Below are 12,613 nucleotides of genomic sequence, written 5' to 3'. Positions count from 1 at the left end.
GGCGGGCGCAGACGACCTACAAGGAAGGCCGCGAGGTGTGGCGCCGCTAAGGAAGACCTTCGTCGTGGAGGCGCTGGGCGGCGCACCCCTCGGCGAGGAAGTCCAACAGCAGGCGCACCGACGGCAACAGACCCCGCCGCGAGGGGAAGACCGCGTGGACGATCCAGCGCTTGGGCCGCCAGTCGGGGAAGAGGTCGATCAACCGTCCTTCCTCCAGGTCCCGCCCCACGGTGACCGTCGGCAGCAGGACGACGCCCACCCCCTGCAAGGCGCCCTCGTGCAGCATGTGCAGGTCGTCCGTCACCAGACGCGGCGCGTGGCGCACAGAGGCGGTCATTCCGTCCCTGTGGTGCAGGGCCCAGGTGTGATCGCGATTGGCCGGACCGAAGTCCAGACTGGGCCAGTCGGCCAGGTCCGCCGGACCGGACGGCGGCGGGAACCGCGCCATCAGTGTGGGCGAGGCCACCAGACGGTGCACGCTCTCATCCAGCTTGCGCATGACCAGGTCCGTCACCTCCAGCGGCGGCTCGCGCACGCGGATGGCCAGGTCGAAGCCCTCGCCGATGACGTCCACCCGGCGGCTGGTGCTGTGCAGATGCACCTCGACCTCGGGATAGAGGGCCATGAAGCCGGCGATCAGCGCGCCCATCTGATAGGTCAGCAGCCCCGGCACGCACGCTACGCGGATCACCCCGCGCGGCTGCGCCGTGACGTTGTCGATCACTGCCTGGGCCGCCTCGGCCTCGACCAGCATGGCCAGGCAGTGCTGATAATAGGCCTGACCGATCTCGGTGACCGAGAATTTGCGGGATGAGCGGTGGATCAGCCGCGCCCCCAGCTGGTCCTCCAGCGCGGCGATGCGACGGCTCAGCTTGGACTTCTGCATTCCCAGCGCCCGCGCGGCCGGGGCGAAGCCGCCGTGGTCCACCACCTGGACGAAGTAATAGAGGTCGTTGAGGTCCCGCATCGTTCTATTGATAGGACGCTCCGACGCGATTTCGCAATCTATCGCGGTCGGCGTTCCCGGATCATATCGGTCTCAACGCGGTCGGCCCGGTCCGATCGCTCCGAAGGAGACACGTCATGAAGAAGGTTCTGGGACGATACGGCAACGACCGCGGCCACTGGGTCGGCGACGGCTTTCCGGTGCGCTCACTGTTTTTCTATGACGCCGCGGGCAAGCAGGTCAGCCCCTTCCTGCTGCTCGACTACGCCGGTCCTCATAATTTCGAGCCGACCGACCAACGGCGCGGCGTCGGCCAACATCCCCACCGCGGCTTCGAGACCGTGACCATCGTCTATGACGGCGAGGTCGAGCACCGCGACTCTACGGGTCAGGGCGGCGTCATCGGCCCCGGCGACGTGCAGTGGATGACGGCGGGCGGCGGTATCCTGCACGAGGAGTTCCACTCGCCCGCCTTCGCGCGGACGGGCGGGCCATTCCGCATGGTGCAGTTGTGGGTCAACCTGCCGGCCAGGGACAAGATGACCCGGCCCGGTTACCAGTCGATCCTGAACGCCGACATTCCGACCGTCGCCCTGCCTGAGGGCGCGGGCACGGCCCGGATCATCGCCGGCGCCATGGACGCGGCCAAAGGCCCGGCCAGCACCTTCACCCCGATCAATGTCTGGGACGTGAGGCTGAACCGGGACGCCGAGACGACGCTGGACCTGCCCGAAGGCCATACCGCCATCGTCGTGGTCCTGTCGGGTCACGTCACGGTCAACGGCGACCAGCCGACCGGCGCCGCCGAGGCCCTGCTGCTGGATCGCAAGGGCGACAGCGTCACCCTGAGCGCCGACGCGGACACCGTTCTGCTGGTCCTGACCGGCGAGCCGATCGATGAACCCATCGTCGGCTACGGCCCGTTCGTGATGAACAGCGAGCAGGAAATCCGCCAGGCGATCACGGACTTCAACAGCGGCCGCTTCGGGGCCATTCCCGCCGTCGCCTGATCCCACCCTTGGCCCGGTCTTCGGACCGGGCCGCACCGTCCCAACAGAGAAGGGTCTCCGATGATTGAGATGATAATCGACCAGCGCCGCAAGGATCTCGGCGGGTTCGAGGTGGGCCGCGTCCTGCCCTATGCGAAGCGCCGCGCGGTCGGCCCCTTCGTCTTCTTCGACCATATGGGTCCGGTCGACATGCCCGCCGGCGTGCCCAAGACTGTGGACGTGCGCCCCCACCCTCACATCGGCATCTCGACCCTGACCTACCTCTTCTCCGGCGAGATCACCCACCGCGACAGCCTGGGCGTCCAGCAGGACATCCGTCCGGCCGAGGTCAACTGGATGACCGCCGGCAGCGGCGTGACCCACTCCGAACGCTTCGAGCGCGCCCGCCGCGAAGGCGCCCTGCTGGAAGGCATCCAGGCCTGGGTCGCCCTGCCCGACGGTCAGGAAGAGATCGCCCCCTCATTCCAGCACGTGCCCACCGCGGACCTGCCGATCTGGCGCGAGAATGGGGTCAAGGGTCGCTTGGCGGCAGGCGAGGCGATGGGCATGAAGGCCGGAGTCAGCACCTTCTCGCCCCTGCACTATCTGCATCTTGAGCTGGAGCCCGGCGCGCGCTTCCAGACCCCGACCGACCATTCCGAAAGCGCCGTCTATGTCGTCTCCGGCCTGATCGAGGTGGATGACGGCCGCCCGCTCGGCCATGGCCAGATGGCGGTGCTGGAGAAGGGCGTGGCCTCGGTTCTCCGCGCGCTGGAACCCTCGACCGTCATGGTGCTGGGGGGCGAGCCGGTCGGCGAACGCTTCATCGACTGGAATTTCGTCTCGTCGTCCAAGGACCGTATCGAGCAGGCCAAGGCCGACTGGCGCGCCGGACGAATGAAGCTGCCCGACATGGACGACCAGGAGTTCATCCCCCTGCCGCCCGAACCGGCGCCTCCCGCCAACCCCATGTCCTGATCGGAACCGTCCCATGGCCATCGCCCACGCCCGTATCGGAACCGCCCGCTACCTGACCTCGATCAGGACAGGCGGCGACCTGAAGCACACCCTGACCGCCGACGAGCCCGACCGTCTGGGCGGCGCCGACGCCGGTCCCGCCCCGTTCGACCTGCTGGTCTCGGCGCTCGGCGCCTGCACCGCCATCACCCTGACCATGTACGCCGAGAAGAAGGGCTGGCCGCTGGAGGGACTGGACGTCCGTCTGGAATATCTGGGCGGCGAGACCCCGCCGCGCATCGAGCGGATACTGGTTCCCGCCGGTCCGCTGGACGACGCCCAGCGCGCGCGCCTCGCCGACGTCGCCGAACGCACCCCGGTGACGCTGGCGATCAAGAACGGCGTGCCGGTGCACACCACCCTGCGATCCGACTGAAAAGCCGGAGGCGTCAGGCGGTCGGAATCCACCGGCGATCTTCGAGCAGCCCGAGGATCCGGTCGGCGGCCGCTTCGGGTGTGAGCGCGAGTGTATCGACGACCAGGTCCGGATCGGACGGCGGTTCGTAGGACGAGCCGACGCCGGTGAGGTCGACGATGACGCCCGCGTCGGCCCGGGCGTACAGGCCTTTGGGGTCGCGCGCGCGGCAAGCGTCCAGAGGCGCGTCGACGAAGATTTCGAGGAAACCGTTCGTGGGCAGACGGTCACGAACGGCCCGGCGCGCGGTGATGCTGGGCGAAACGAAGGCGCACAGACTGATGACGCCGCCCTCAGCGAACAGGCGCGCCACTTCGCCGGCGCGGCGGACGTTCTCGGCCCGGTCCTCCGGCGAGAAACCAAGATCCCGGTTCAGACCGTGGCGCAGATTGTCTCCGTCCAGCAGGACCGTCCGTATGCCCCGCCCGTGGAGCTTGCGCTCCAGGGCCGTGGCGATGGTCGACTTGCCCGAACCAGGCAGTCCGGTCAGCCAGATCGCACCGCCCTCGTGACCGTTCAGGCGGGACCGATCGCGCCGCGAGACGGCTTCGGCGGTGGGATAGATGTGTCCGGCCTGGCCCAGCGCGACCCGCGCCACCCCGGCCGCCGCGACGGCGCCGGTCTCCCGGTCGATCAGGACGAAGGCTCCCATTGCGGGATCGTCCGTAAACGGATCGAAAGCGATCGGCGACGACAGCGTCAGTTCCGCGGCGGCGATCTCGTTCAGGTTCAGCCCCGCATTGTCGCCCGCTTCGGCCTCGGCCAGCACGACCTTGACCGGCGAGATCCGGCCTCCGATGCGGATCCTGTAGGCGCGATCGGACGCAAAGGGCCGGTCGCCCATCCACAGCAGGCTGGCCGAGAACCGGTCCACCGAGGTCGGCCGGGCGTGCGGCAGCGCCAGGACATCGCCCCGGGCCACGTCGACCTCTTCCTTCAGCACCACGGTCACCGCGTCGCCGGCCTCGGCCGAGGTCCGGTCGCCTTCCCAAGTCACGATGCGCGCGACGGTCGCCGTCTTGCCTGACGGACTGACCACGATCTGGTCGCCGGCGCGGACCCGCCCGGAGGCCACCGTTCCCGCATAGCCGCGGAAGGTGTGGTCGGGGCGATTGACGTACTGCACCAGGAAGCGGAGCGGCCGCGACACGCGGTTGTCCTCGACCGGCAAGCCCTCGAGCGCCTCGATCAGCGTCGGCCCCTCGAACCACGACAGTTCAGGCGAGCGACGGACGACATTGTCGCCCTGCCGCGCGCTGATCGGCACGGCGGCGACGGACCGGAAGGCCAACCCCGCCGCAAAGGCGGCGTAGTCGGAGGCGATGGCTTCGAAAACCGAGCGGTCGTAGTCGACCAGATCGATCTTGTTCACCGCCAGGATGACGTGCCGGATTCCGAACAGGGAGACGATGCGGCTGTGGCGCTCGGTCTGGGCCGTGACGCCCCGGGTCGCATCGACCAGAATGACGGCCGCGTCGCACCCGGACGCGCCGGTCGCCATGTTGCGGGTGTACTGCTCATGACCGGGGGTGTCGGCCACGATGAAATTGCGGCGCGCCGTCGAGAAATAGCGATGGGCCACGTCGATGGTGATGCCCTGTTCGCGTTCCGCCTCAAGGCCGTCCAGCAGCAGTGCGAAATCCAGGGCGTCGCCCGCCGTGCCGAAGCGGCGGCTGTCGCGCTCAAGCGCGGCGAGCTGATCGTCCGCGACCTGGCCGGTGTCATGCAGCAGGCGGCCGATCAGGGTGGACTTGCCGTCATCGACCGAGCCGCAGGTCAGGAACCGCAGATGGTCGCGGGCCGCGGGGTCGGGAACGGTCCCGGACAGGGGCACGATTTCACCGTCCATCAGAAATAGCCCTCGCGCTTCTTGCGCTCCATCGAGGCGGTCTCGTCCGCGTCGATCAGCCGGCCCTGACGCTCGGAGGCGCGGCTGGACCTCAGTTCCGCGATGACGGAATCGATATCATCGGCGTCCGACTCGACAGCCGCCGAGAGCGGGTAGCAGCCGAGCGAACGGAAGCGCACGCGGCGCAGACGCGGAACCTCGCCGGCCCGCAACGGCAGGCGTTCATCGTCGCGCACGATCAGCGCGCCGTCGCGCTCGACGACCGGCCGTAGGGCGGAAAAATAGAGCGGCACGACCGGGATGGCCTCGATCCGCGTGTATTCCCAGACGTCGAGCTCGGTCCAGTTCGATAGGGGGAAGACCCGCAGGGATTCGCCGGGCTGGAGGGCTGAGTTCCACAGCTTCCAAAGCTCGGGTTTCTGACGACGCGGATCCCAGGTGTGGTCGGGGCCGCGCACCGAGAAGATGCGTTCCTTGGCGCGACTCTTCTCCTCGTCACGCCGGGCGCCGCCGAAGGCCACGTCGAAGCCGTGCTGGTCCAGCGCCTGCTTGAGGGCGTCGGTCTTCATGACCTGAGTGTGCAGCGACGAGCCCGAGGCGACGGGACTGACGCCGCGCTTCACGCCGTCCTGGTTGATGTGGACGATCAGGCGGGCGCCGTAGGTTTCGGCGACCGTATCGCGATGCCGGATCATGTCGCGGAACTTCCAGGTCGTATCGACGTGGAGCAGCGGGAACGGCGGCGGAGCCGGATAGAAGGCCTTGGCGGCGAGGTGCAGCAGCACGCCGGAGTCCTTTCCGATCGAATACAGCATCACCGGATTGCGCGCGGTGGCGGCGACCTCCCGGAAGATCTCGATGGCTTCCGCTTCCAGACGCCGCAGGTGGGGCGACAGCCGCCCGATCGGCGCCACGGGCGCGGTCGGCGTATCGGAAGGACGGACGAGTGGTGCGGCAAGGGTCATGGAAGCCTCGTGGATGCCTTACCCAAACTCCACCCGCGCGGCTCAGGTCGAACGATTTGATCTGGGTGAAGTCGATAGATTTTCTTACAGGTCACCCGACGAAGGCCCGCTCCAAGACATAGTCGCCGGGGGCCGCGTTCGAACCTTCCGTGAAACCCGCCCGCTCCAGCAGGGTCGCCACGTCGCGGATCATGGCCGTCGATCCGCACAGCATCGCGCGGTCGGTCACGGGGTCGAATCCGGAGCCGAGATCCAGATCGGAGAACAGGGCGCCGTCCTCGATCCGACGGGTGATCCGTCCTGGCCGATCGAACGGTTCGCGCGTGACGGTGGGGTAGTAGAGCAGCCGTCCCAGGGCGAGGTCGCCGATCAGAGGATCTTCGAAGACATCGCGTGTCAGGAAGGTCCGATAGGCCAGGTCCTGCACCTGCCGGACGGTGTGGGTCACGACGACCTGGTCGAACCGCGCCCAGGTCTCCGGATCGCGCAGTACGCTCACCCAGGGGGCCAGTCCGGTCCCGCTGGCGATCAGGAACAGTCGCCGACCGGGGGTCAGGGCGTCCAGCACCAGGGTGCCCGTGGGCTTTTTGCCCAGCAGGATGCCATCTCCAGCGGCCAGCCGGCCGAGCCGCGACGTCAGCGGGCCGTCCGGAACCTGGATGGAGAAGAACTCAAGCTCGTCCGACCAGCCTGGACTGGCGATCGAATAGGCCCGGAGCGTCGGCTTGCCCGCGCCGTCTTCAGCCGGGAGCCCCAGCATGACGAACTCGCCCGAGCGGAACCGGAAGCTCTCGGGCCGCTCGACGGCGAAGCTGAACAACCGGTCGGTCCAGCGCCGCGTCCACAGGATGCGGGGCTCGTGCCAGGCGGAGTCCTGGGCGGCGGGACGGACGGGCGCAAGGGTTTCGGTCATGGCGATCCTTCAGGCAGGACCTCGCCCATAGGAGACTGCGCCGCCGCAGCGCGAACGACTTCTTCTGCCGCCATCGGGCAGAAAAACTGCGACCGTCCTAGAGCTGATCCAGGCCGGTGTCGTGGAACGCCGCCTGCTTCTTCAGCCAATCCGTGAAGGCCTTGGCGCTCGGGGACAACGGCCGATCCTTCGGATGCACCACGTGATAGGCGAAGCCGACGACAGCGCCGCCGTCGTGGAAAGGCGCGATCAGGCGTCCCGCCGCCAGGTCCGCCTGGGCCAGGGTGCGCTTGGCCAGGGCGACGCCGCGGCCCGCGACCGCCGCCTCGATCAGCATGGCGGATTGGTTGAACCGGGAGCCCCGCCGAGCGTCGCCGTGGCGAACCCCGCGCGCCATCAGCCACATCGGCCAGTCCGGCCGACCGGGATCCCCGTCGCCCGACATGTCGTGCAGCAGCACATGATGCGCCAGGTCCGCCGGCGTCCGGATCGCGTTCGGCCGCTGCATCAGCGAGGGCGCGCAGACCGGAAGGACGCTCTCGATCAGCAACCTTTCTGAAATGTGGCCTGGATAATCCCCAGGGCCGTAGCGGATCGCCAGATCGACCTGACCCTGATCAAAGGCGACCGGCTCCATGTCCGCCGAGACCCAGACCTCGATCTCGGGATGAAGCGCGTGGAAGTCGTCCATGCGGGGCATCAGCCATTTGGAGGCGAACGAAGGCGCGACGCTGATCGAGACCTGGCGGCGGCGCGGCGGTTCCCGCATCAGGGCCGAGGCGTCGCGCAGCCGGTCCAGCCCCTCGGCCACCAGCGGCGCCGACGAGCGGCCCAGGTCGGTCAGTTGCAGCCCCTTGGCTTCGCGCTTGAACAGCGGAGCGCGAATGATCTCCTCGAGCTGCCGGATCTGCTGGCTGACGGCGCCGGGGGTGACCGCCAACTCCTCCGCCGCGCGCGAGAAGCTCAGGTGCCGGGCGGCGCTTTCGAAGACGCGCAGGGCGTTCAGGGGTAACAGGGTTCGGGCCATCGCTGATAGAAAACCTAATAGATCGACAAAGACAATCTCGTTTGTTGCGCATCACCGCCGGACCTAGGGCTGGGGTGGAAGCTCGGCCGTCAGAGAGCCGTGAAATGATCCGATGCGCGTATTCCTCGCCTCCATTCCCCTGCCGGGGACCTCGATTGTCCTGATTGGCGCGGGCGACGCCGCCGCCGCCAAGGCGCGGCTGTTTGACGGCTCCGGGGCGAAGCTGCGCTGGTTCGCGGGACCGACCGCGGAGCCTGACGAGACGTGGATCGCGCGCTGGCCGGAGGCGGCGGACCTGTCCGGCGCCAGACTGATCTTCATCGCCGTCGCCGATCCGGCGCAGTCGCGCGCCCTTGCCGAGCTGGCGCGGGCGTCCGGCGCCCAGGTCAATGTCGTGGACCAGCCCGGATTGAGCGACTTCCACACCCCCGCCCTGATCGACCGGGACGGGGTGGTGGTCGGGATCGCCACCGGCGGTGCGGCGCCGGTGCTGGCCCGCGAAGTGCGCGCGCGCGTCGAAGCGGCCCTGCCCCAGGGACTGGATCGCCTGGCCCGTCTGGCCGAAGGCCTGCGCGAAACAGTGATGGCGACCCTGCCGGACTTCATGGCCCGCCGCCGGTTCTGGGAGACCGCCTTCCGCGGCGCGCCCCGGGATCTGGCGCTGGCCGGCCGGACCGCTGAGGCGCGCCGCGAGATGCTACGCCTGCTGAACCGCCCAGAACAGCCGCAGGGGGTCGTGCATCTGGTCGGCGCCGGACCGGGCGATCCCGAGTTGTTGACGCTCAAGGCGCTGCGCGCGCTGCAGGACGCCGACATCGTCATCCACGACCGCCTGGCGCCGCCCGCTGTTCTGGACCGCGCGCGCCGCGATGCGCGCCGGATCTACGTCGGCAAGAGACGCGGCGAGCATTCCGTCCCGCAGGAACAGATCGCGGCGCTGATGATCGCTGAAGCGAAAGCCGGGCACCGCGTGGTGCGACTGAAGGGTGGCGATCCGTTCGTGTTCGGCCGCGGCGGCGAGGAGCTGGAGGCCGTGCGGGCCGCGGGGATCGAGGTCGTCGTCGTGCCGGGAATCACCGCCGCCCTGGGGTGCGCGGCGGCCGCGGGCATTCCGCTGACGCATCGCGACCAGGCGCAGGCCGTCAGCTTCGTGACCGCCGAGACCCGACCCGGCGGCGCCGGGCCCGACTGGACCGCCCTCGCCACCCCCAACCATACGCTCGCCGTCTATATGGGCGTAGCCGGAGCGGCGGCGGTGCAGGCCGGCCTGATCCAAGCCGGCCGGGCGCCGGACACGCCGGTCGCGGTGATCGAGAACGGGTCCCGGCCCGATCAGCGCGTCGTCACGGGCCGGCTCGACGACCTCGCCCGCCTGGTGGCCCGCGAGAAAGTCGTCAGCCCTGCCCTCCTGATCGTCGGTGAAGTCGCGGCCTGGGCACGTTCCGGCGCGACGGCGCGGGAGGTCGCGGCATGAAGATCGTGACCGCCAACCGCCTCTCCGACGGGCGGGTGATCTACGCCGATGCGTCGGGAGAACCCGTCGGGGCGCTCGACCAGGCCGGCCGGTTCGACGGCGAAGCCGCCGACCTCGCCCTGTCGCAGGCGGCGCTCCAGCCCGCGATCTACGTCAATCCCTATCTGGTCGAAGTCGATGACGGTCGCCCCTCAGGCCGCGACCGGTTCAAGGAGCTGATCCGCTCGAAGGGTCCCACCGTGGGCCACAGTCTGGAGCAGCTCTGATGTACCGCTACGACGAATTCGACACCGCCATTGTCCGCGAACGGATCGAGGAGTTCCGGGACCAGGTCTCGCGCCGGGTCTCGGGAGGCCTGACCGAGGACGAGTTCAAGCCCCTGCGCCTGATGAACGGCGTCTACCTGCAGCTGCACGCCTACATGCTGCGCGTCGCAGTGCCCTACGGGACCATGAACAGCGGCCAGCTGCGCCGTCTGGGCCACATCGCGCGGGTCTATGACAAGGGCTACGGCCATTTCACGACCCGCACCAACATCCAGTACAACTGGCCGGCGCTCAGCGACATTCCTGCGATCCTGTCGGAGCTGGCCGAGGTCGAGATGCACGCCATCCAGACGTCGGGGAACTGCATCCGCAACGTGACCACCGACGTCTTCGCCGGCTGCGCGGACGACGAGATCGAGGATCCCCGCCCGTGGTGCGAGATTCTGCGCCAGTGGTCGACCATCCATCCCGAATTCTCGTTCCTGCCGCGCAAGTTCAAGATCGCGGTGATCGCGGCCCCGAAGGATCGGGCCGCCATGCGCACCCACGACGTCGGCCTTCAGCTGATCCGGGGCGAGGACGGACAGGCGGCCTTCCGGGTGTTCGTGGGCGGCGGCCAGGGCCGGATCCCGCATATCGCGCAAGAGATCGCGCCGGCGGTGCCGGGCCGGGACCTGCTGGCCTATCTCACGGCCATTCTCCGCGCCTGGAACCTGCTGGGCCGCCGCGACAACATCCACAAGGCCCGGATCAAGATCCTGGTGGCCGCCCTCGGCATCGACGCCTTCCGCGAGGAGGTCGAGCGGCATTTCGCCACCCTGCGCCGCGAGGATCTGCGGGTGCCGGACGAAGAGGTCGCCCGCATCCGCGCCTATTTCGCGCCGCCGCCGTTCGCAGACCTGCCGAGGACCAGCGGAGCCTTCGACCGGGCGAGCCTGGCGGATCCCGACTTCGCCCGTTTCGCGCGCAACAACATCCGGCGCCACCGGCAGCCGGGCTATGCGACCCTTATCGTCTCGCTGAAACCGCAGGGCGGCGTTCCAGGCGACATCACCGCCGACCAGATGGATCTGGTCGCGGACCTCGCCGAACGCTTCTCCTTCGACGAGGTGCGCGCCGCCTATGAGCAGAACCTGGTCCTGCCCCATGTCCGCCTGGACGACACGCCGGAGATCTGGCGGCGGCTGACCGGCGCCGGACTGGCGACTCCGAACGCGGACCTGGTGACGGACATCATCGCCTGCCCCGGCCTGGACTACTGCAGCCTGGCCAACGCCCGGTCGATCCCTGTCGCCCAGGCCCTGTCCGAACAGCTCGCCGATCTCGACTACCAGGAACGGCTGGGTCCGGTCCGGGTCAATATGAGCGGCTGCATCAACGCCTGCGGCCACCACCACGTCGGCCACATCGGCGTGCTGGGCGTCGATCGGAAGGGCGAGGAGTACTACCAGATCACCGTCGGCGGTTCGGCGGATGAGCAGGCCGCGCTGGGCGAAATCGTCGGCCGCAGCCTGGCCGCTGACGACGTCGCGCCGGCGCTCAAGCGGGCTCTGGACCGCTATCTCGAGGTCCGCCGCGAGGGCGAGACCTTCCTGGACGCCGTTCGCCGCCTGGGCGCCGATCCGTTCCGCGACGCCATCTATGGAACGCTCGATGCAGTGGCTTGATACAGCTCCCGAGGGCGTGCGGCTGCCCGTGACGACGCCCCTTGAACAGGTCGAGGCGGCGGCGCGGGACGCCGAAGTCCTCATCCTGGAATTCGACGCCTTTCGCGATGGGCGAGGCTTCTCCCTGGCCGCGGTCCTGCGTGAGCGCGGCTATCGCGGACGATTGATCGCGGAAGGCCGCGTCATTCCCGACCAGGCCCGTCACCTGCGCCGCTCCGGCTTCGACGGCGTGGTCCTGGGGCCCGGCGCGGACCTCGACGCCTGGAGGCGGATGGACGCCGCGTTCAGCGCGACCTACCAGCCCGTGGAAGACAGCGCGGTCCCGATCTGGCGACGCCGGAACCCCGCATCGCAGGACCTCGAAGCTCTTGTCGGGACACTCGACCGCGCAACGCGCAAGGGCGGCGCCGAACACGTTCTTCAGGCGGCGTTGGCCCCGTCCCTCGGGTTGAAGCCCGCCGTCCTGTCGTCGTTCGGCGCCGAGGCCGGCGTGCTGCTGTCGCTGGTCGCGCGGATCGACCCGTCGATCCCTGTGATCTTCCTCGATACCGGGATGCATTTCCTCCAGACCCTGGCCTACCGAAAGGCCCTGTCGGAGCACCTCGGCCTGACCGATGTCCGGCTGGTGACGCCCGACGCGGGCGAGCACGCCGACCGCGATCCCCGCGACGACCTGTGGCGCGCCGATCCCGACGCCTGCTGCGACCTGCGCAAGGTGGCCCCGCTGGAGCGGGCGCTGGCCGGCGTCGACATCCTGATCACCGGCCGCAAGGCGTTTCAGACCCCGGATCGGCGGGGCCTGCGCCCCTTCGAGCTGTTCGAAGGCCGCATCCGGGTCAACCCGCTGCACGACTGGTCGGAGGAGCGGCTCGCGGCGTGGCTCGACGCCCAGGACCTGCCGAGGCATCCGCTCAGCGCCCACGGCTACCGGTCGATCGGCTGTTGGCCCTGCACCCAGGCCGTCGAGGCCGGCGAGGACGGCCGTCTCGGCCGCTGGGCCGGAGCCGCAAAGACCGAATGCGGTATACATCTGGGTCGCCGCGCGCTCCCGGTCGGCTGATTTCCCCGCCTCCTCCCGTTTCCAG

At 69.1% G+C, this 12,613-nt stretch carries 12 protein-coding genes; 7 read left to right on the top strand and 5 right to left on the bottom strand.

Annotation, left to right across the window (positions count from 1 at the left end; translation table 11 throughout):
- Positions 1–46 precede the first annotated feature (46 nt).
- Positions 47–967: a LysR substrate-binding domain-containing protein gene (locus tag AC07NB_RS02215; protein ID WP_494571590.1), complete on the bottom strand. Its 921-nt coding sequence runs from the start codon at positions 965–967 to the stop codon at positions 47–49.
- A gap of 116 nt (positions 968–1,083) precedes the next feature.
- Between AC07NB_RS02215 and AC07NB_RS02210 the strand changes: the two genes are divergently transcribed.
- The 3 genes from AC07NB_RS02210 to AC07NB_RS02200 are packed head-to-tail and all read left to right on the top strand — an operon-like array spanning position 1,084 to position 3,328.
- The gene (locus tag AC07NB_RS02210) at positions 1,084–1,956 is read left to right on the top strand and encodes a pirin family protein (RefSeq protein WP_494571589.1); all 873 of its coding nucleotides are present in this window, start codon (positions 1,084–1,086) and stop codon (positions 1,954–1,956) included.
- 60 nt (positions 1,957–2,016) lie between these two features.
- Positions 2,017–2,913 (top strand): pirin family protein, encoded by an 897-nt coding sequence (locus tag AC07NB_RS02205; protein WP_494571588.1) that lies wholly within the window; start codon positions 2,017–2,019, stop codon positions 2,911–2,913.
- Between the two features lie 13 nt (positions 2,914–2,926).
- Positions 2,927–3,328, top strand: a complete 402-nt coding sequence (locus AC07NB_RS02200) for an OsmC family protein (protein WP_494571587.1) — start codon at positions 2,927–2,929, stop codon at positions 3,326–3,328.
- Between the two features lie 13 nt (positions 3,329–3,341).
- Here the strand turns inward: AC07NB_RS02200 and cysC are convergent, their stop codons facing one another.
- The 4 genes from cysC to gcvA form a co-directional block, all read right to left on the bottom strand.
- A complete protein-coding gene (gene cysC / locus AC07NB_RS02195; RefSeq protein WP_494571586.1) occupies positions 3,342–5,216 on the bottom strand; it encodes an adenylyl-sulfate kinase in 1,875 nt (624 codons plus the stop codon).
- Positions 5,216–6,181: a sulfate adenylyltransferase subunit CysD gene (cysD, locus tag AC07NB_RS02190; RefSeq protein WP_494571585.1), complete on the bottom strand. Its 966-nt coding sequence runs from the start codon at positions 6,179–6,181 to the stop codon at positions 5,216–5,218. The genes cysC and cysD overlap by 1 nt, the downstream gene beginning before the upstream one ends.
- 91 nt (positions 6,182–6,272) lie before the next feature.
- Positions 6,273–7,094 (bottom strand): ferredoxin--NADP reductase, encoded by an 822-nt coding sequence (locus AC07NB_RS02185; RefSeq protein ID WP_494571584.1) that lies wholly within the window; start codon positions 7,092–7,094, stop codon positions 6,273–6,275.
- Positions 7,095–7,191: 97 nt separating this feature from the next.
- The gene (gene gcvA / locus AC07NB_RS02180; RefSeq protein ID WP_494571583.1) at positions 7,192–8,121 is read right to left on the bottom strand and encodes a transcriptional regulator GcvA; all 930 of its coding nucleotides are present in this window, start codon (positions 8,119–8,121) and stop codon (positions 7,192–7,194) included.
- A 112-nt stretch (positions 8,122–8,233) separates the two neighbouring features.
- On the opposite strand from gcvA, the gene cysG reads away from it, so the two are divergent.
- From cysG to AC07NB_RS02160, 4 genes are read left to right on the top strand one after another with little or no spacing between them, the layout of a single operon-like run.
- Complete coding sequence (gene cysG, locus AC07NB_RS02175; RefSeq protein WP_494571582.1) at positions 8,234–9,595, top strand: siroheme synthase CysG; 1,362 nt, start codon at positions 8,234–8,236, stop codon at positions 9,593–9,595.
- On the top strand, positions 9,592–9,861 hold the full coding sequence (locus tag AC07NB_RS02170; RefSeq protein ID WP_492313265.1) for a DUF2849 domain-containing protein: 270 nt from the start codon (positions 9,592–9,594) through the stop codon (positions 9,859–9,861). Before cysG ends, AC07NB_RS02170 begins: the two co-directional genes overlap by 4 nt.
- Positions 9,861–11,528 carry a nitrite/sulfite reductase gene (locus AC07NB_RS02165; protein WP_494571581.1) on the top strand — a complete coding sequence of 556 codons (1,668 nt, stop codon included), beginning with the start codon at positions 9,861–9,863 and terminating at the stop codon, positions 11,526–11,528. The genes AC07NB_RS02170 and AC07NB_RS02165 overlap by 1 nt, the downstream gene beginning before the upstream one ends.
- Positions 11,515–12,588 carry a phosphoadenylyl-sulfate reductase gene (locus AC07NB_RS02160; protein ID WP_494571580.1) on the top strand — a complete coding sequence of 358 codons (1,074 nt, stop codon included), beginning with the start codon at positions 11,515–11,517 and terminating at the stop codon, positions 12,586–12,588. Before AC07NB_RS02165 ends, AC07NB_RS02160 begins: the two co-directional genes overlap by 14 nt.
- Positions 12,589–12,613: the final 25 nt, after the last annotated feature.

It is taken from the genome of Brevundimonas sp. GW821-FHT09G01, from assembly GCF_059416065.1.
This window is presented reverse-complemented; position numbering and strand designations above follow the sequence as displayed.

Coding starts and splice junctions, on each gene's coding strand:
- AC07NB_RS02215 (WP_494571590.1), bottom strand. CDS start 967: ATGCGGGACCTCAACGACCTCTATTACTTCGTCCAGGTGGTGGACCAC.
- AC07NB_RS02210 (WP_494571589.1), top strand. CDS start 1,084: ATGAAGAAGGTTCTGGGACGATACGGCAACGACCGCGGCCACTGGGTC.
- AC07NB_RS02205 (WP_494571588.1), top strand. CDS start 2,017: ATGATTGAGATGATAATCGACCAGCGCCGCAAGGATCTCGGCGGGTTC.
- AC07NB_RS02200 (WP_494571587.1), top strand. CDS start 2,927: ATGGCCATCGCCCACGCCCGTATCGGAACCGCCCGCTACCTGACCTCG.
- cysC (WP_494571586.1), bottom strand. CDS start 5,216: ATGGACGGTGAAATCGTGCCCCTGTCCGGGACCGTTCCCGACCCCGCG.
- cysD (WP_494571585.1), bottom strand. CDS start 6,181: ATGACCCTTGCCGCACCACTCGTCCGTCCTTCCGATACGCCGACCGCG.
- AC07NB_RS02185 (WP_494571584.1), bottom strand. CDS start 7,094: ATGACCGAAACCCTTGCGCCCGTCCGTCCCGCCGCCCAGGACTCCGCC.
- gcvA (WP_494571583.1), bottom strand. CDS start 8,121: ATGGCCCGAACCCTGTTACCCCTGAACGCCCTGCGCGTCTTCGAAAGC.
- cysG (WP_494571582.1), top strand. CDS start 8,234: ATGCGCGTATTCCTCGCCTCCATTCCCCTGCCGGGGACCTCGATTGTC.
- AC07NB_RS02170 (WP_492313265.1), top strand. CDS start 9,592: ATGAAGATCGTGACCGCCAACCGCCTCTCCGACGGGCGGGTGATCTAC.
- AC07NB_RS02165 (WP_494571581.1), top strand. CDS start 9,861: ATGTACCGCTACGACGAATTCGACACCGCCATTGTCCGCGAACGGATC.
- AC07NB_RS02160 (WP_494571580.1), top strand. CDS start 11,515: ATGCAGTGGCTTGATACAGCTCCCGAGGGCGTGCGGCTGCCCGTGACG.